General features: G+C 48.4%; 12 protein-coding genes. 11 read left to right on the forward strand and 1 reads right to left on the reverse strand.

Annotated features, from left to right (window positions below; translation table 11 throughout):
• Nucleotides 1–37 precede the first annotated feature (37 nt).
• The 9 genes from EKN16_RS27770 (at nucleotide 38) to EKN16_RS27810 (ending at nucleotide 13,201) form a co-directional block, all read left to right on the forward strand.
• On the forward strand, nucleotides 38–253 hold the full coding sequence (locus EKN16_RS27770) for a tautomerase family protein (RefSeq protein WP_125664318.1): 216 nt from the start codon (nucleotides 38–40) through the stop codon (nucleotides 251–253).
• A complete protein-coding gene (locus EKN16_RS27775; protein ID WP_197719112.1) occupies nucleotides 246–1,244 on the forward strand; it encodes a thiamine pyrophosphate-dependent dehydrogenase E1 component subunit alpha in 999 nt (332 codons plus the stop codon). Before EKN16_RS27770 ends, EKN16_RS27775 begins: the two co-directional genes overlap by 8 nt.
• Nucleotides 1,234–2,217 (forward strand): alpha-ketoacid dehydrogenase subunit beta, encoded by a 984-nt coding sequence (locus EKN16_RS27780; RefSeq protein ID WP_125664320.1) that lies wholly within the window; start codon nucleotides 1,234–1,236, stop codon nucleotides 2,215–2,217. The genes EKN16_RS27775 and EKN16_RS27780 overlap by 11 nt, the downstream gene beginning before the upstream one ends.
• A gap of 17 nt (nucleotides 2,218–2,234) precedes the next feature.
• The gene (gene lpdA, locus EKN16_RS27785; RefSeq protein ID WP_125664321.1) at nucleotides 2,235–3,674 is read left to right on the forward strand and encodes a dihydrolipoyl dehydrogenase; all 1,440 of its coding nucleotides are present in this window, start codon (nucleotides 2,235–2,237) and stop codon (nucleotides 3,672–3,674) included.
• 18 nt (nucleotides 3,675–3,692) lie between these two features.
• On the forward strand, nucleotides 3,693–4,841 hold the full coding sequence (locus EKN16_RS27790; protein WP_125664323.1) for a dihydrolipoamide acetyltransferase family protein: 1,149 nt from the start codon (nucleotides 3,693–3,695) through the stop codon (nucleotides 4,839–4,841).
• 249 nt (nucleotides 4,842–5,090) lie between these two features.
• Nucleotides 5,091–6,998 carry a type 2 periplasmic-binding domain-containing protein gene (locus tag EKN16_RS27795; protein WP_125664325.1) on the forward strand — a complete coding sequence of 636 codons (1,908 nt, stop codon included), beginning with the start codon at nucleotides 5,091–5,093 and terminating at the stop codon, nucleotides 6,996–6,998.
• Between the two features lie 141 nt (nucleotides 6,999–7,139).
• Nucleotides 7,140–10,907 (forward strand): discoidin domain-containing protein, encoded by a 3,768-nt coding sequence (locus EKN16_RS27800; RefSeq protein ID WP_125664327.1) that lies wholly within the window; start codon nucleotides 7,140–7,142, stop codon nucleotides 10,905–10,907.
• 90 nt (nucleotides 10,908–10,997) lie between these two features.
• Complete coding sequence (locus EKN16_RS27805; protein ID WP_125664329.1) at nucleotides 10,998–11,906, forward strand: GNAT family N-acetyltransferase; 909 nt, start codon at nucleotides 10,998–11,000, stop codon at nucleotides 11,904–11,906.
• Nucleotides 11,885–13,201, forward strand: coding sequence for a neutral/alkaline non-lysosomal ceramidase N-terminal domain-containing protein (locus EKN16_RS27810; protein WP_125664331.1), 1,317 nt, complete (start codon nucleotides 11,885–11,887; stop codon nucleotides 13,199–13,201). Before EKN16_RS27805 ends, EKN16_RS27810 begins: the two co-directional genes overlap by 22 nt.
• Before the next feature lie 176 nt (nucleotides 13,202–13,377).
• Here EKN16_RS27810 and EKN16_RS27815 read toward each other — a convergent pair whose 3' ends face one another.
• On the reverse strand, nucleotides 13,378–14,958 hold the full coding sequence (locus EKN16_RS27815; protein WP_164523018.1) for a type 2 periplasmic-binding domain-containing protein: 1,581 nt from the start codon (nucleotides 14,956–14,958) through the stop codon (nucleotides 13,378–13,380).
• Nucleotides 14,959–15,129: 171 nt separating this feature from the next.
• Here EKN16_RS27815 and EKN16_RS27820 point away from each other — a divergent pair, with 171 nt between their 5' ends.
• Both EKN16_RS27820 and EKN16_RS27825 read left to right on the forward strand, forming a co-directional pair.
• A complete protein-coding gene (locus tag EKN16_RS27820; protein WP_164523019.1) occupies nucleotides 15,130–17,379 on the forward strand; it encodes a helix-turn-helix domain-containing protein in 2,250 nt (749 codons plus the stop codon).
• Between the two features lie 226 nt (nucleotides 17,380–17,605).
• Entirely contained in the window at nucleotides 17,606–19,087 is a 1,482-nt protein-coding gene (locus EKN16_RS27825) for an extracellular solute-binding protein (RefSeq protein WP_125664337.1), read from the forward strand.
• Nucleotides 19,088–19,125 lie beyond the last annotated feature (38 nt).

Consider the following 19,125-nt stretch of genomic DNA (forward strand, 5'->3'; position numbering starts at 1 on the left):
TGACGATGTCCAAGCTATACGGAATGGGAGATGAAGAATGCCTTATATAACAATGAAGCTGATGGAAGGCCGCAGCAGTAAACGTATCGCGTTGCTTGCAGACAAGATGACCGAGGCGATCTGTGATGTCCTGGAAATTATGCCGGCGGAAGTGCGTATTGAATTCATCGAATTGAAGGAAGGCACCTTTGCTGTGGGCGGTCATCTTGCACCCAAGAAGATAGATGCTGAGGGAGGAAGCCCGCATGAGTGAGTATATGACGAAGCATGTATGGAATGAAGCTTCGTGGAACTGGGACGAGGATCGTGTGCTGCAGGCATGGCGGCTTCTTAATCTCATTCGTGAATTTGAGGAAAAAAGTATAGAAATGTACAAAGAGGGGCTTATGGGCGGCTCACTTCACTCTTATATCGGTCAAGAAGCAGTGGCTGCAGGGATGGGAATGGTTATGGCAGAGCAGGATTACATGACCATGACTTATCGAGGAAGAGGACAAGCATTGGCCAAGGGAGCGGATCCGTTTCGTCTCTTTGCTGAAATGATGGGGCGGATTGACGGATATTGCAAAGGGAAGGGAGGGCCCATGCACATTGCTTCCCCTGAGCTTGGCATTCTGGGTGCCAATGGCATTGTGGGAGCTGGTATTCCTATTGCGGTTGGTGCGGCATTTACTTCTAAGCTCAAAAAACTAGAGCGGGTGTCCGTTACCTTTTTCGGAGATGGCGCGACGAATCAAGGCGCCTTTCATGAGGGCTTGAATCTGGCGGCTGTATTTAAACTGCCTGTTGTATTTGTTTGTGAGAACAATTTGTATTCGGAAATGACGCCCATTAAGGAGTCGCTCTTGAACGAGCACATAGCAGAGAGAGGGGCGGCTTATCGGATTCCATCTGTCATCGTCGATGGGAATGATATTCGAGCGGTTTATGAAGTCGGACAAGAGGCGATGGCACGTGCGCGGGCAGGCGGCGGACCTACTTTTATTGAAGCAAAGACATACCGCTTAGTCGGGCACATGTTCGGCGATTCCGAAAGCTATCGTGAGCGGGCCGAGGTAGAGAGCTGGCGGAAGAAGGAACCCTTAACTCAATTCAGAGAGCTATGCCGTAATCGCAATCTGCTTAGTGAAGAGAGTTTGTCAGCGGTAACGGAAGAAATACGCACTCAAATCGGTGACGCTTATGAACGGGCCAGAAAAGCCAGTGAACCGGAATTGGAGGAAATATTCACGCATGTCTACTGATCGATTGATAAGTTATTCTGAGGCGATCAACGAAGCCTTACAAGAAGAAATGAGACGGGATGCGGATATTGTATTGATGGGTGAAGACATTGGATCGTATGGCGGCGTCTTCAAAGTAACCAAAGGCTTGTACAATGAATTCGGCGCGGAAAGAGTTATAGATATGCCCATTTCAGAAACCGGATTTATCGGCGCAGGCGTCGGTGCGGCCATGACAGGGCTTATACCAATCATCGAAATCATGTGGATTGATTTTACCTTGGTTGCGCTGGATCAGATTGTGAATCAAGCCGCGAAGATGAAGTATATGTCGGGCGGGCAGACGTCAATCCCGTTAGTTATCCGCACGCAGGGCGGGGGCGGGCGCGGCAACGGAGCACAGCATTCGCAAAGCCTGGAAACGATCTTTGCCCATATTCCTGGACTTAAAGTCGTTGCGCCAAGTACGCCTTATGATGCGAAAGGGCTGCTGAAGAGTGCAGTAAGAGAAGGCAGTCCCGTTATTTTCATTGAACATAAAATGCTATATAACCAGAAAGGTCATGTACCCTTGGAGTCGTATACAATTCCACTGGGCCAAGCGGATATCAAACGGCGAGGCAAAGATGTAACGATCGTTACCCTGTCCAGAATGGTTCCCTTCTCACTGGAAGCGGCCGAGCTGCTCAGTAAGGAAGGGATTGAAGTGGAGGTCATTGATTTGCGAACCCTCGTTCCGCTCGATATCGCTGCCGTCATTCAGTCGGTTAAGCAAACCCATCGGTTGGTTATCGTACATGAAGCGACCGGTGCCTACGGCTGGGGAGCTGAGATATCGGCTAGAATCCAGGAAGAAGCCTTCGACGAATTGGATGCGCCGATTATCCGGGTAACCGCAGAGAATACCCCCGTTCCCTACAATATGAACCTGGAGAAGGAAATGCTGCCGCAAACCATTGATATAGTCAACGCTGTTCGCAAAACAATTCGGTAGTGCAGGAGGTGATTGTCATGCCGGGTATGGATCAGTCCAACGTGTATGACGTCGCGATTATCGGCGGAGGTACGGGAGGTTATGTTGCGGCAATTCGTGCGGCGCAGCATGGGAAAAGAGTTGTGATCGTGGAGAAGCATCTTCTGGGAGGCACATGCCTTCATCAAGGATGTATCCCGACCAAATCTTTACTTGAAAGCTCCAAGCTATATAATCGAGTGAAGCAGATGGACGAATTCGGTATTGAGGTCAATCAGGATTCCCTTTTCTTTAATGCGGCAAAGGCGTTTGAACGTAAGAAAGCCATCGTGAATCAACTATATCAAGGGATTCAATATTTAATAAAGAAAAACAAGATTACCCTTCTACACGGTCATGGGCATCTTGTTGGTAAACAAAAGCATTTCGAAATCGGGGTTGAAAACGAGTCAACGGGTAGCGTGCAAACCATTTTCTCCAATCACGTTATTTTGGCTACAGGATCCAGGCCCAATATACCAAGAGGCATCACGATCGATGGAATCAAGCTGTTCACCAGTGATGAGATTCTCGCTCACCCGCTTAGACCTGATCATATTACGATTATAGGCGCTGGAGCGATTGGTTTGGAATTTGCCTGTTATTTTCAAGAACTGGGCAGTGCTGTTCGGATTGTCGAGTCGGAAGATCGCTTGGCTCCGTTGGAAGATAAGGAGATATCAGAGCAGATCGGGAGTGCCTTCGATAAAAGAGGCATTGAAACGATGCCGGGTTACCGGATACTCATTGAACATATGGAGCAGATGGAAGACGGGAAGATGTTGTATACCCTGCAGTCAACAAAAGGGGAAACATCCGTGCATCAGACGGATGTCATCCTATTCGCGGTAGGGAGAAAAAATAACATCTCCGCATTAGGCTTATCAAACGTCGGTATGGAAGATGAAGGAGCATTCTTGCAAACCAATGCTTATATGGAAACCGCTGTACCCGGATTATACGCTGTAGGGGATATCGCAGGCAGCTATCAATTGGCGCATGTCGCGACTCAGCAAGCTCTGATCGCAGCGGATACCATTTGTGGGATAAGCACCTTACCCTATCAGCCCGAAAGAGTGGCACGCTGCACGTATACGCATCCTGAAATCGCCAGTGTTGGTTTGACGGAAGAACAGGCCAAAGCTGCTGGATACAAGGTGAAGATAGGAAAATTTCCGCTGCATTTTAACGGTAGATCACTTATTCATGGTGATGGGGAAGGCTTCATAAAAATGATCGTGGATGAGAAGACGGACATGATATTGGGCACGCATATGATTGGACAAGGGGCTACGGAATTAATTGCAATGTCCGGCTTTGCCATATTTATGGAAGGTACTGCTTGGGAAATGGGAATGAATGTTTATCCGCACCCTAGCCTTTCTGAAATATTCGGAGAAGCGGCAATGGCTGTGTCTGGCATGGCGATTCACAGTTAATTAGCTGCCAAATAAGAGGTGAGAGCACTGAACATAGAGATTAGATTGCCGAAGATGGGATCAACCATGGAAGAAGCGCACATCGTCACATGGGAGAAGCAGGTTGGCGAATATATTCAAATGAAGGAAGTCCTGGCCACGATAGAGACCGACAAAGCAACTCTGGAAATTGAATCTTCTGAGCAAGGGTTTCTTATCGAACAGCGGGTCAAGCCCGGTGATGCGATTGCTGTTGGTGGCATAATCGGCATTCTTTCCGACCATCAGGGGAGTGGAGACGTGATACGCAGCGAACGAATTCGTGTATCGCCAGCCGCAAGAAGGCTTTCCGTACAGAAGGGTATCGAACTTAACACGATCGACGGAACAGGACCGGATGGAAGAATTGTGCTGCGTGATATTATAGGTGTACCAGTAACGATGGAGTCTTCTGAGAGCGGTGCAGAGCGAGAAGCACCCCAAGACACGACTTCCAAGAAACCACTAAGTGCCATGCGAAAAATGATCGCTGAAAGACTTACCTATAGTTTCCGTGAAATCCCGCAATTCCAAGTAAAGAGCAGTGTGGATCTATGCCATGTGTTGAAAATCCGTGAAATGTTAGTCCATAGCGTTGAGGAGACAGTCGGGGTTCGGTTATCCGTGCTGGATTTCATTATTCAGGCTGTGGGCCGTGTATTAAGGCAGGTACCTCAGGTGAACGTTTCCTTCTGCACGGATCCAAGCGGCTCGTATATTTTGGAGCATCAAGAGGTCAATATTGGACTAGCCGTTTCCGTACAGGATGGTCTTGTGGTGCCGGTTATACGTAATGCCGACCAATTGTCTCTTGTTGAGATCGCCAAGCGGAGACATGCCCTTGTAAGTAAAGCCAAAGCGGGCACATTAAGTGTCGGTGAGATGACGGGAGGCACGTTCACGATTTCAAGTCTGGCCACCTTTGATATTGCTGAATTCACAGCGCTCATCAATCCACCAGAGGCTGGTATTCTGGCAGTCGGTATGGCTAGGAAAATGCCGGTTGTAGTCGGTGATTCGATTGAGGTTGCTACAATGATGGATTTGAATGCTTCTTTTGATCATCGCCCTTTTGACGGGGCAGATGGGGCACAGTTCATGCAGCTGCTCTCGCGTCAATTGCAAAGTGATCGCTGGAAATTGGTCTGAGGATAGATTGAAATGAAGTAACGACTAATTGAGCAGTTTGCAAGCAGGACCAAATCACCCACCAGGGTGATTTTTTATATGAAGCCGCTCTTCTCCCTTTTAGCTAATCTATCATCCTAAGCAGATATTAATGTTTTTAATCAGATCGTAATATTGTTGTGCGTTACTGGATTCAATAGAATTAATATAAGCGATATGTTAACGCTTTCAATTAGGGTTGATACCAAGCACAAAAGGGGAGACATGAGTATGGCAAAAAAATTACTAAGCTTAACCATCGTAATAACATTACTTGCCGCTATTATCTCAGCGTGTACGAACAGCAATAATACCGTAACTCCATCCAGTGGCAAAACAAGTAAAGAAACCACACAGCCATCGTCCTCAGCTGCTGAAGAAAAAGGCTACAAGCCTACAAAAGATTTGGAGCTGACCATCTGGAATACGCAAGGTACTGACGTGCAAGCCGTGGATAGGCCGAAGGAAGATATCCCAGGCGATTGGCTATATCAGAAAACGAAGGTAAAGGTTAAGGAGTTCTATGGGAATGGAGGGCAACAATGGGAGCCAAAGCTTACAACGCTAGTAGCGAGCGGCAACCTGCCTAGTCTCGTTCTCACACAAGCAGGTCAAGGTCCTGCTCACCACGCTAAGCTGCATGAAGGCGATCTGAACTGGGAACTGACTCCGGAGATGCTGCAGAAATATGCTCCCGAAGTATGGAAAAATGTGCCGGAGTATGTATGGGAATCTATCAAAGTAGACGGTAAGATCTATGGCGTTCCCTATAATTTTCGCGTGAATAAGGAACTGGACCCCGGATTGTCTGACGATATGATGAATTCATTCGGTACATTTAAAAATAAAATTGCCAGCGACATCCTGTATGTTAGAGACGACATCCTGAAGAAGCTGATTCCGACGGCAATGAACTATGAAGAAGCGATGAAGCGGATTAAAGAAAAGAACGCTCCCATCGGTGACGACTTCGTACTGCCTATCAAAACCACGGATGAATATATCAAGTTTATGTACGACATCAAAGCTCTTGGGTTAAAGGAAGGGAACAATCCCGTCTTTGCCAGCGGATATGACGGCGGCGACAACTGGATCGCTCTCAGCGTTCTTGGAGCAGAAATGATGGGCTACAAGGGCTACTATTACACCGGCTGGTTGAACATTCCGGAGAGAAAAATGGATTTCGGCTATTTAAACCCCGTCTTTAAAGAAGCGGCGAAAATTCAAAACAAGATGATCAACGATAAAGTCATTGATCCGGAATCGCTCGTTCACAACGCAGAGAAGTTCAAGGAAAAGGTCATGAACGGTCAGTATGCGATAGTACCGGTATCATGGATCGGGATGTCGGTCGATCAAGTAAATACGGAACTGGAAAAGGCGGGTAAAGCGTTCAGGTATATGCCTTTCTATACGCAAGTGGCACAAAGAGCCGAATTTCCTGCGTATTTGGAGGGGCCGCCTTCGTTCCTGGACACATTGTCCATCTTGAAAACGGTCAAGGAAGATCAAGTGCCGCAAGTGCTTAACTGGATTAATACGATGTTTACAGCCGAATGGGATGAAATCAAGTTCTGGGGAACGAAGGAAGCGGGCCTCTATGAGGAGCTTCCAGATGGAACGAGAAAGTTTAAAGATGCCAGCCTCCAGAAGTTCTTGATCGACGGCGATATGGCCGCGATGGATTGGAAGGATGCCAAAGGGCTGAACTTCAACAGCATTCCCTACAGCGGGGGGACCCCGGGGTTCTGGTACGGCGTAGAGAAATGGGCGGATTCGGCCAGTGTATTCAATCCTCTTATTCTGAATAAGCTTACCCGCTTTGATACATTGGCCAAGGCGATTAAAATTCCGGTTACAAGCCCATGGGTGAAGGGATTGGTGCCCGTTCCGAATGTGCAATCCTGGTCGGCAGAATATGCCAATATTCCTGAAGTGCAGAAGCTTTGGTCGACAAGAGCGACATGGGATAACCCGTTCAAGATCACTTTAACCGCCAAAAATGAAGAGGAATTCAACAAAAAATGGGATGCCGCCGTTTCCAACTTCAGAAAGGTAATCGACGTGGATAAGATGCTTGAGGAGCAGACCCGAATTGCCCTTCCTCTATTGGAGAAGCGGGAAGCTCAGACCAAATAAATTCCCATAATGGCACCGGCAGGGAGTGTGCAGGCTTTGCGGCACTGGCTTTGCAGTACTGGCTTTGCAGCACTGGCTTTGCAGCACTTCCTGCCGTTGTCATAGGAGTACTCAAATCAACTCGATTGGGAGGGAATTAAAATGAGCATGAGAAAATTCGTTTTATCCTTCGTCCTGTGTTTGGTTCTGTTTACTTGTTTGTTTATATTTACGGCATCGGCCTCCACCCAAGCCTCTTATTATGTAGACCCTGCAGCAGGCAGTGATACGAATTCCGGCGCGATCGGCTCCCCTTTCAAAACAATTGAGAAAGCGCGGGATACCGTTCGCACGATTAACGCCAATATGACCGGGGATATTATCGTCTATCTTCGGGGCGGAGACCATGTTCTGACAAGCGCTCTTCAATTAAATCAGAGCGATTCGGGTACGAACGGCAACAACGTCATCTATAAAAGCTACCCGGGAGAAACGCCCGTCATAAGCGGCGGTCAAACCATAACGGGATGGACTTTGCATGATGCCGTAAATAACATATGGAAAGCTGACGTCAGTCCCTCATTGGAAACCCGCCAGCTCTATGTGAACGGTACACGGGCCGTTCGCGCAAGAACCTCCGGCGGACTGCCGGGGGCTATCGTCAATTCCACGGGCTACACGACATCGGATACGAATATGCAGAACTGGGCGAACATAAGTGACGTCGAGTTCGTGTATAAAATAGCCTGGGTGGAGCTGCGGGTAGGTATTGCAAGCATCTCCGGCACGACGATTACAATGAAGCAGCCCGCATGGGAAATGGCTTACAACATTGGCGCGGTAACGATCAAAGATAATAGTCCCAACCCGACGTATATGGAAAATTCCTATACGTTCCTAGACGAGCAGGGAGAATGGTATCTCGACCGCACTGCCCATAAGATTTATTACAAGCCGAGAACGGGAGAGAATATGGCAACCGCTAACGTCGTCGCTGCCAAGCTTGAAACACTTGTAGAAGGAACGGGAACTTTGACGAATCCCATCCAACATATCCAATTCGAAGGCATTACCTTCGCTTATGCAACCTGGCTCGAACCTAACGGCAGCAACGGCTTCGCTCAGATTCAGGCATCTACGTTATCCAATCCGGATTATAGTTCTGATGTGGATAAAAGGGTCATTGTACCGACCAATATACGTTTCACAACGGCCAAAAACATCCGGCTGGAAAGAAATAAGTTTATCCACCTGGGAGCTTCAGGCGTCGGCTTCAGCGGCGGAAGCCAGAACAACGTCATCTCCGGGAATGAGTTTACGGATATTTCCGGGTCGGGCATCCAGATCGGCGGAATTTCGATGAACGATAGCTACCCTCAGGACACGAGATATATCGTGAAAAACAATGAAATCAAGAATAACTATATCCATGATGTAGCGGCTGAATATCGAGGGTGCGTAGCTATCTTTGTCGGGTATACGGAAGGGACATTAATTAGCCACAATGAAATATCTGATCTGCCCTACACGGCTATCTCATTAGGCTACGGATGGGGAGATCGGGATTTTGCGGAAAAACCCGATCTCATTTTGAAAGCCGAAGATCAGTGGAGAGCCGAATATAATGTTCCGCAGACAAGTAAAAACAACGTTGTGACCTACAACCATATTTATAATATTATGACTTACTTGCGGGATGGAGGCGGTATTTACAATTTAGGCGCCCAACCCGGAGGCGTAATCGAAGGCAACTACATTCATGATGTGCATGACGAATTCGGTGCCATCTATTTGGATTCGGGCAGCAGATATCTTACGGTTGCCAACAATATTTTGCACTCCTACGTAACCAACGTTATCGATACCTCTAATGACAGCGATATCGAATTTAATTACTGGACGATAAACAATGGTTACTGGTGGGCAAGATCCGGTTTAGTGGCGAACAATTACACGATAGGCAACGGGAACGTTCCTTCATCCATTCTGGACAACGTGGGATTGGAAGCGGCTTATGCGGATTTGCTGCCGCGAACCAACGTCAATTTCGCTCTGGGGAAAACGGCTTCGGCCTATTACAATAACGGCTCTGCCGCCACCATGCATGCAGGATCCGAAGCTTATAGAGCTGTAGATGGAAATCCTGCGACGTACGCATTGGCGACGAATCAATTCGCGTGGACGCAAGAGGTTGATTTGGGCAACAGCTATACGATTGACAGAGTGGTCACGATATTCGCTGCAAACCCGCCGACGACTGCGAATTTATGGGCTACAGACTATGAAATACAAGTATCGACGATCGGCGGCAACGGAAATTTTACAACGGTTAAAACTGTGACAGGATCTACCGGAGGGGTAAGCGAGCAAACCTTCACCCCGGTAAATGCAAGATATGTGCGGATCAAAGCCATTAAGCCGGATGCCGGGGGACAGACAGGAACCCAGATGGCTATCGCGGAATTACAGGTGTACGGCAAGGTCGCGTTTACGCCTTCCTCACTTCCTGTTCGAGCGCCTGCCATTACGCCCATTTATAATCGCGCCTTCGCTCAGAAAGCAACCGGTTATTACAATGACGGAAGCCCTGCATTCATGCAAACTCTCTCAGAGGCCTATAATGCGGTGGACGGCAACCCCAACACAAGCGCAATCGCCGCCAATCAGTATCCGTGGACATTGGAAGTGGATCTTGGGGATTTGTACAATATCAATCGAGTCCGAACGTTGTTCCTGCCTAATAATTACGCGACCAATTATGAGATCCAGGTTTCCGCAACCGGCGGCAGCGGAAGCTTCACAACAGTGAAGACGGTTACCGGCGGCACGGGAGGGTTAAATGAGCAAACCTTCACACCGGTTGTTGCCAGATTCGTGCGCATTAAAGCGATTAAACCGGATGGAGCGGGACAGACGGGTGCCCAAATGGCCATAGCTGAACTGGAAGTATACGAATATTTTAATTATGCGTACAAAAAATCGACGACGACCTACTACAGTGACGGAAGTCCAGCCACGATGCAAGTCGGAGCCGAAGCCGCCAATGCGCTGGATGCGAATGCGACCACATTAGCTATGGCAAGCAATCAATATGCCTGGTCACAGGTGGTGGATTTGGGTCAAGTGGTCGACATCGACAAGATTGAAGTGGTGTTCGGTCCTAACAACTGGGCGACAAGCTTTGAAATAGCGGTCTCTGATACAAGTCCGACAAGCGGATACGGCCTCCTCACAGGGGTGACGGAATATGGCGTGGCTGACGGAAGAAGAAGCATCACCCGGTTTATTACGACTCCTCCGACTTATATGGAGCCCGCGCATGTGTCGGCCAGATATGTGCGAATTAAAGGAACGAAACCGGACGGACCGGGCCAGGCCGGCAATCAGATGGCTATCTCGGAATTGCTGGTGTATGCAAGCAATCGGGCTCTTAAGCTGTCTCAGAAGACGGACGGCGCAGCAGCAGATAAATATTATTACCGTACGATTTCCAATCAGTCCTTCACATTTCAAGCGGGAGATGTCATCTCCTACGATGTAAAGCTTTCCACTAACTCCTCGGAAATTGGCGGTATCGATATTAAGAATACGGACAACAGCGTCTTTAGAGACCAGGTCTGGCAAGATCAGAACGGCATTACAGGCAAACCTACCGGTGATCTTAGATCAAAAGCATTCGGGAAATGGTACCATCGCGAGCTTACAGTACCAAGCACTATGGCAGGTAAAACCTCGGCTTCGTGGATGCTGGCATTCGAGAACGATTCGGTTTCGGAAGTCCTTCAAGCTTCTTACGATAATATCAGGGTGACAAGGGCAGGCGTTACGGTAATGACCCTATATCGAAGCGGTAATCCGAGCGTTAACGTCTTGGATCGTTCCAGCCACTATAGCACAGACGCTCCAGCAAGTATGGTCAATAGAAACTAATATGAAGTTGTCCGGCGTCCCGGGGTGCAAAAGCGCCCCGGGAATTCCTAATCGAAGGTAGGGACAAGGAAGAAAGGCGGGAAAAGACCCATGCAGCTGCAGTCACATGAAATCAAGTTGGAAAGGTTGCATCATTGCACCTTCGAGCAGGCGCTTACGTTAAAAAACAGAGGCTTCGAAGGCTACTACACGAATATGACAGTCACGTTGGAGCAATTGCTGGCTAGCTTCTCTGATTTCAGCATTCGTCCCGAGTTGTCTGTCGTGGCCTATATCGGGGATCAGCCTGTAGGGTTTGTGTTTCTAGCTTTCAAAACTGTAAATGGGGTAAAGATGGCCTGGAATGGCGGGACGGGCGTATTTCCAGAATATCGGGGGCAAGGGATTGCTAGAGCGATGATGGGCGAAGTTCGGCGCATTCTGGTGAATGAAACGGCAGATCGATCATTTCTGGAAGTCGTGACTAAGAATACGTACGCTGTATCGGCCTACGAAAAAGGCGGCTTTCGTATTGTTGATCGGCTCATCGGGCTGTCAAGCTCCGAACCTTCAGGGTATCCGTTCTCCGGTTTTCTCATCCCGGTAGAGATGGAAAGGACTTACGGGAAATGTTCCGATGCCGCCTCCATTCCCTTCTACCGCGATCTGGCGGCTTGGGAATGCCAGTGGCATAACATCCCGGAAGGCGAATGCCTCAAGTTAACCGATTCATCGAATCAAGTTATTGCTTATGCCTTGTTTCAATGCAAGAGGTCCGCAGATGGAGCAATTAGCTCGATCAATCTTTATCAGTGTGAGGCAGACCCTAAACGTGAAGACAAGCCGTTATTATTCCGCATCCTGCTGCAGCAGCTGTTCGGGCAGTTTGATGGGGCATATCCGAAACAAGCCGTAAATTTATCAATGTCTAATCCGGAGTTGATCGAGATGCTTGAGGAAGCCGGATTTACGTCTCAATACGAACAATATCTGATGATGTGGGAGAGAGAACTAGGATGAAATGCGGAATGAGTGAAGTCGATATTACCCCTCCGCTTGGAAACACGATACCCGGTTACTTCCATGACCGGAAAGCGACTGGGATTAAAGACAGGCTGTATGCCAAAGCGCTGGTTGTTCAAGCTGTCGGGGGCATCGTCGCGATTGTCGCGCTCGATTGCCTCGACCTGACCCCCTTGATTGTTGCCGGCATTCGGGGACGCATCGCCGCTTTTACAGATATCCCCTACTCGTGCATCATGGTATCCGCTACACATACGCACACCGGGCCGCCGGTCATCAGCACTTCATTTTACGAGGCTGATGATCAGTATCTTTCCTGGATGAAGGAGCGGGCGGCGGATGCGGCTATTGCGGCTTATCGGCAGCGCCGGAATGCGCGCATCGGCTTTGGCGTGGGATATGAACCGCATATCGCTTTTAATCGCAGATTTTATATGAAGGACGGAACCGTAAAGACGAATCCGGGTATTGGAAACCCGTTCATCGATCGTCCGACCGGTCCTATCGACCCGCAGGTTTTCGTGATGCGAATCGATGATGAGCAGGGTAGCCCGATCGGTGTGCTGACGAATTACGCTTGTCACACGGATGCTGTAGGAGGCACCGAATATAGCGCGGACTATCCGGGCGAGCTCTCGGTCAGGCTGAAGAAAGAGCTTGGGGATCAAGCCGTCAGTCTGTTTCTGATGGGAGCGAGCGGCAATATCAACCACGTCAACGCGATGGACGGGAACGAAGCTGATTACGACCCGTCCATCGCCCATTATAAGAAGATGGGCCGTATCCTCTCCCGGGAAGTGCTGAAGGCCAGGGAGAAAATTAAAACGGCGTCCAAGCTGCAGGTCGCTGTGAAACAAACCGTATTCCCAGTTCAGTATCGTTTACCGTCGGAAGAGGATATTCAGGCTGTACAGCAGATTCAACTTGAAGCTTTGTCTCCGGCTATTAAGGCTAATTTCGCGCAAGAGCTGCTGAAAGCGTCGGAAAGCAGGGACACCTCGTACGTGGAGGCCGAGATTCAGGTGATAAGCTTGGGTGAGCTGGCCATTGTCGGACTTCCCGGCGAATTATTCGTCGAATTCGGTCTGGAGATTAAAGAAAAGTCTCCCTTTCCTTTTACTATCGTGAACGAGCTGTGCAACGGTTCCACAGGAGGCTATATTTGTACACGCATTGCCTATCAGCAGGGAGGATATGAGCCGATCATCACCAGCCACAGCAGGCTTGCGATCGATACGGGCGAAATCTTCGTTCAGCATTCACTCCAGCTGCTGCACAAGGTCGGCCAATGATAGAAGGGAACCTCCGAAGGCCATAGAAAGAAAGCTCGCGAAGGTCATAGAAAGAAAGCTCGCGAAGGTCATAGAAGGAAAGCTCGCGAAGGTCATAAAAATAAAGCAAGCTGCGGTTTCCGGTTTAACACAGGAGCCGCAGCTTGCTTTATTGAACGTTCCAGGAAGTTCACTTCCTACTTCTTTTGAGAAGACCTGATTTTATCCTCATAATGCTTAATGATGACATCTCCGTTATACTTCGACATCAGCTCTTGGCGGTATTGCGGCCAGTTCTGGCCTGATTTATCCGAGAATAGCATTTTCACCTGAAGTTCATCCTGCCTGCTGCGCATAGCCTCCACATTGATGGTGAAGGGCGGTGTTAAAGTCGTACCGAGACCTTCATGCACCGGTATGGCTGCTAACGATTGCAAGATCTTCTTATCCCGTTCGGTTACACGCGGATCGAGAACTGTAAGGCCCAGAACTTCGGGCGCATCGGGTGTGAAGAAGTCCCAGATTTGCAGGAAATCTCCTTTATTACGAATATCTTTTTCGATAGCTTCCGGTATTAGTGTAATTCGGTTTCCTACCCTCGTGTAATGTTTTCCTTCCAAGCCGTAATGAGTAAGCAAGTAGCCTTCCTCGCCTGCCAGCCAGTCAAGAATACTCGCCGTCTTCATCAGCTTCTCCGGGTTGGCTCCTGCCGTATTGTTGGAGAAGACGAACGGGTAATCGGTTGAAACTGCCACGCGCAGTGGATGATTGCCAAACGGGTTGAACGGTACCCAGTTGGCCTTTGGATTGATGATGCGGCTTCTTGACTGCAGGCTATCCCGGTTCGAGTCCAACGCGAAGTCAGCCGTATCGCCCATAATGATTCCTACTTTGCCTTGAACGGCTTTGGTAAATTGCCTTTGCGTCGAATTTAGAAACCAATCCGGGTCAATTACACCCGTATTCATGATCTTGACAATATCGTTCACGGTTTGTCCGACACGCACATCCGTCTGCATGTCGACCAATTGATTGTTGTCGTAATATGCCGGATATAGAAGGCCGTTCTTGATATATTCCGGCCATTCCATGGAAATGCTCGTCCCGTTGCCGGATGTTGTGAAGCCATAAGTGTCGTTGATGCCGTTGCCGTCTGGATCGTTAAAAGTAAAGGCGCGAAGCACGTTGACATATTGCTCGTACGTTTGCGGAATGGCTAGCCCAAGACGGTCGAGCCAATCCTTGCGTATATAGTAGGCGCGGTATGCCTTTCGGTCATAGGGAATTGGCGCGCGGGTAAATTTGTTGTGCACCTGGTATTCGCGCAGCTCTTTCTCGTTGATCCAGTACTTGAAATAGTTCGGCATAGTGGAAGGGGTTGCAAAAAATGACATGTCCGCTAGCACATTATCCAGCGTATATTTAGCGCCACCATCTGAACTAATATTGAGCCACATGTCGGGTGGGTCGTTGGAGGCCAGTTTCGCCGCAAGTATCGCGGTATAATCGTCGCCCGGAGCCATGACCGTGACTTCCAGGTTGACATCAAACTTACTTTCAATCGTTTGCAAGACGAAGTCTTCTTCTGGAACAGGCAAAGTTGATGTGGGAGGTCCGCTGATGAAAAACTTCAAAGTAAGCTTCTCTGCGGTGTTCCCTTGCGTAGTGTCTGGATCGCGAGATCCCAGCCATCCGTTGTGTAACATGATATAGGCACCGCATGCGACGAGTAGGATAACAGCTAGCGAGACGCCGATCTTAATCCTGATTCCTCTCACTTGTTTTCCTCCCCTTAGTGATTGATTTCTCGTCATTTTATTCGTTTATAACTTATATTAATTGTTTTTTCGTGTGAAATAAACAACTTTTGTTAAACGGCTTTACAGCAAATGCTATTTGACAGGATAATAGGGACTAGCAGGGAAGTCATTGGAACCGAGGGAAACGACATGGGGAAAAGTTGGTTTTACAAGCTGCTTCATTCTTATTTGCTGGTGTTATTTATTATTTGCCTTAGCTTGTTCTTAATTACGTATTTGACGATTAACGAGATGTCCAGAAAATCGGCTTACAAAGCAAATGAAGCGCTATCGCATAATGTCATGGAGCTGGTTGACAACACATTGGCCGGAATTGATTCGATGATGCTGTACGAAATTCAAAATAACGAGCGAATCAAGCTTTTTTATACCGAAAAGACGCCCCAAGAACGCAACTATGCCGATTTGCAGGCGGTGAGCGCACTCAAGGAGCTGATGCAGAACAATCCGATAATCGACTCGATTTACTTATTCCGCACTGCTGATCAGATCGTTTTAACCCCATCAACGCTGATGAGGCTGAATGCGTTCGCCGACAAGCAGTATCTCGGCCTGACCGTCAGCAGCAAGAAACCCTACGGTTGGACGTTAAGAACGCTGCAGGTCTCAGGACAGGAGGAACAAATGATCAGCTTGGCTAAGATCGCCGATTTGTCCGATTACAGCATCATGGTCGTCAATATCCGCCCCGAACGTCTTCGCATGCTCATGCAAAGCATGGTATATACGCAGACGAATTTCGTGGAGCTGGCCGACCGGAACGGCAAGTTCATCGTATCTACCGAAACGGATCGTACACCGGATACCGGGAACAATCCATCCAAGTCTATCCAAGCTAAGGTTTTGTCCGAAGCGAATTCGAATATGACCGGTTGGACGTTTCGAAGCGGAAACCACGGAGGCACGATCGTCAATTTCGTATCGTCTTTATTTTACATTTGGATTGGGCTTGGCTGTCTGATCATACTGGCCGGGATGGTATGGATGATTTACGTTTCGAGGCGTAATTATAGGCCGATCAGGTCGTTGTTGAACCTGATATCGAATGTCAGGCCGATTTCGGCCGAAGAGAACGCGGCGCGGAAAGTAGACGATTTTCAGCTTATCGAAACGACGATTGAAGGGCTGCTGGACGAATCGAATATGCTTCAGGAACAGCATCAGAAGAACATGGTGTACCGTAAACGGCATTTGTTCCTGAGCATGATGGAGGGGAATGCGAATTCGCGGCCTAAAGCCTGGCTGGAGGAACTGAAGCAGCTGGGTTTGAACGGCAAGGTGACGGAGACGGTCGTTGCTTTGGCCGAGATCGATCACTTCGCGGAATTTGACCGTCAATACCGCAGCGATCAGCATTTGCTGAAGCATGTCCTCAGCAAGGTCGTACAGGAAATGAGCGAGAACAAGCTTTATACGGTATGGGCCGAATGGATCGATCAGTGCCGGATGGCCATACTGGTGATATTCCGCCATCAGGAAGACGGGGAACAGGAAACGGTACTATTGTGCGAATCACTTCGGCAATGGGTGGAGGAAAATCTGGATTTTACCGTTACGATCGGGGTCGGCCGGCATACGGACGGATTGGAACGGGTATCGGAATCATTCCGGGAAGCGATTGCCGCCGTCAGCTTTAAACCGTCGCTTGGATATAACCGGATTATCGAACATGTCAATGTTATATCTAGGCCCAAGGGCGAGCTATTCACCCAGCTGCAGTGCATTCGTGCCGTCAGCCAGTCGTTCCGGGCAGGCGATAAGGAATGGGAACGACATTATCAGAAAATGTATGACAATATTCAAGATCAATTATACTCTTATGATGATTTGTATAGTCTGATGCAGGTGCTGATCGGGCATCTGCAGAAGGAAATGGCCGAGCTGCCGGAGGAGCTGTACCGGATATGGAACGAAGACACGCACGGAGCGCTGCTCAATGCGCTCAAACATAAAGAAAGACTGGACGATATATTCAATGAATTCCGCAGCATCCTGCAGGATACCCATATTCGAATCGGCGAGCTGCGCGAGGGTAAGTCGACGCATCAGCTCGTGCTTCACGTGAAGCAATATATCAGCGACAATTCCCATAATCCAAATCTGTCGCTCATGCAGCTGAGCGAGGAGTTCGGATTAAACGCGAATTACTTGAGCCGGTTGTTCCGGGAAGCGTTCGGGGTCAAATTTGTAGAATACGTTACCTCTATCCGGATGGAGAAGGCGGAGTGTCTACTGGTGGAAACGGAGGACGCGATCCAGGACATCGGCCGGGCCGTCGGTTACGAGCAGTCGCTGACCTTCATTCGGGTATTCAAGAAGCATACCGGCGTTACCCCTGGACAATACCGGAAGACAAAAAATAAGAACGAGCCCGGCTGAATAAAGCCCGGGTTTTTTTTATAAAAAGCATCAAATACCTGCGCTGCATCAGCCTTTTGAGCTTCTATTCGAGAAAATATCTACAGGTAAATAAAAGTCTATTGCCTGAAAAATCAACTTAATTCTTGATTATATCTACCGTGTATTAAATGGTCTATTTACGATGAAGAACCGCGAATGATACTTTTGTTGAGGAAACGTAAATCAAATTGGGAGGGTTCAACAAATGAAACGAAAAGGTAAAGGGGTTTGGGCACTGACGGTGCTGTGCATGGTAACTGTCATTTCATTGACAGCATGCAGCGGTAATAAGGAAAACACGGCCGACAAACCATCGGCAACTAACACGGATAAAGGAACCGGAGCCGGAGAGAAAACGACGGAATCGGATGTGTATCCGGAGAACGGGCTTCCTAAGAATGAGAAAGTAACACTTAAATTTGCTTATTGGGAAAACGCAAACGGCAGGGAATGGATCGATTATGCAATGGATACATTCAAGAAGAAGTTTCCGAATGTAAGCTTTGAAACGACGTATTCACCGAAAATTGATACGATCATCGGGACGAAAATAGCTGCTAACAACGATGACGACATGTTCGATATTTTTGCGAACTTCGTGACCGGCGGACCCAGTACGATCCTCAGTCTAGCGGAAGCAGGCAAAATCGAGCCGCAGGACGATCTGTGGGCGCACAAAGCGTTCGACAATGAAGGAAAAACGTTGAAAGAGCTGCAATCGGGCATTTATGAGGGTGCACCAAAAGTATTGGGGAAAGTATATGCATTTCCATTTGGACAAAGCGTATCAGGCCTGTTCTACAACAAAGTTTTGTTCGAGAAAAACGGATGGAATGAAAATCCAAAGACATGGGGCGAATTTAACGACCTTGTCGACAAGATTAAAGCGTCGGGTCTTATTCCGATAACCTATCCGGGTAAATATCCCGTTTATTTAAGCTTTAGCTTTGGAATCGCACAACAATACGAAATGGCTGAAATTAACGGAAGTTTGGACGCATTCGATGATACGTACAGAAATTACAAAACTCCTTTCTATACGTCTCCAGAAAGTTTGGAGCTGTACAAGCGAATTTATGAGCTGGGCAAGAAGAAAGCGTTTCCGAACGGTGTAGCCGCATTAACGCATACGCAATCGCAAATGCAGCTTCTGCAAGGACAAGCTGCGTTGGCCTCGACGGGCGAATGGGTGCAGAACGAAATGAAGGATTCCATCCCAGACGGCTTTAAGTGGGGCTTCATGCTGGCGCCGATGGGCGATAATCCAGAAAGCACGAAATACTATCAAAGCTATGCAAGCGGAGGCCATTATATTTGGGCGGCCAAGCCGGAAATAAACAAGAAATGGGCGAAAGAGTTTCTTGCCTGGATTTGGAATCTGGATGTACAGCAGCGTTTCGCGGAGAAGGCAGGCTCACTACCGGTGCGCAGCGATTTCATGAATGATCCGGCGCTCATTGACAAGCTGCAGGATGCACCTAAAGCCATTCTGAATTATTGGAAAAATAATAAGGTCAAAGGCACAACTGATTCACGCAACGTTACACTGACCGATCCAAACGCTGAGAAGGCAAGAAAGTCAGTTGAAGAAATGTTAAACGATGTTGCTTCAGGCAAGCTAGATCCTGCGCCGAAGCTGCAAGAAGCCGAAGACATGCTGAATAAAGCGATCGCTGCGCAGAAGTAATAAACGCCGCTAGCCAGTATTTAAGCACATCCCGGAGC

It is taken from the genome of Paenibacillus baekrokdamisoli, assembly GCF_003945345.1.
In the GTDB taxonomy this organism is placed as follows: Bacteria; Bacillota; Bacilli; order Paenibacillales; family Paenibacillaceae; genus Paenibacillus_Z; species Paenibacillus_Z baekrokdamisoli.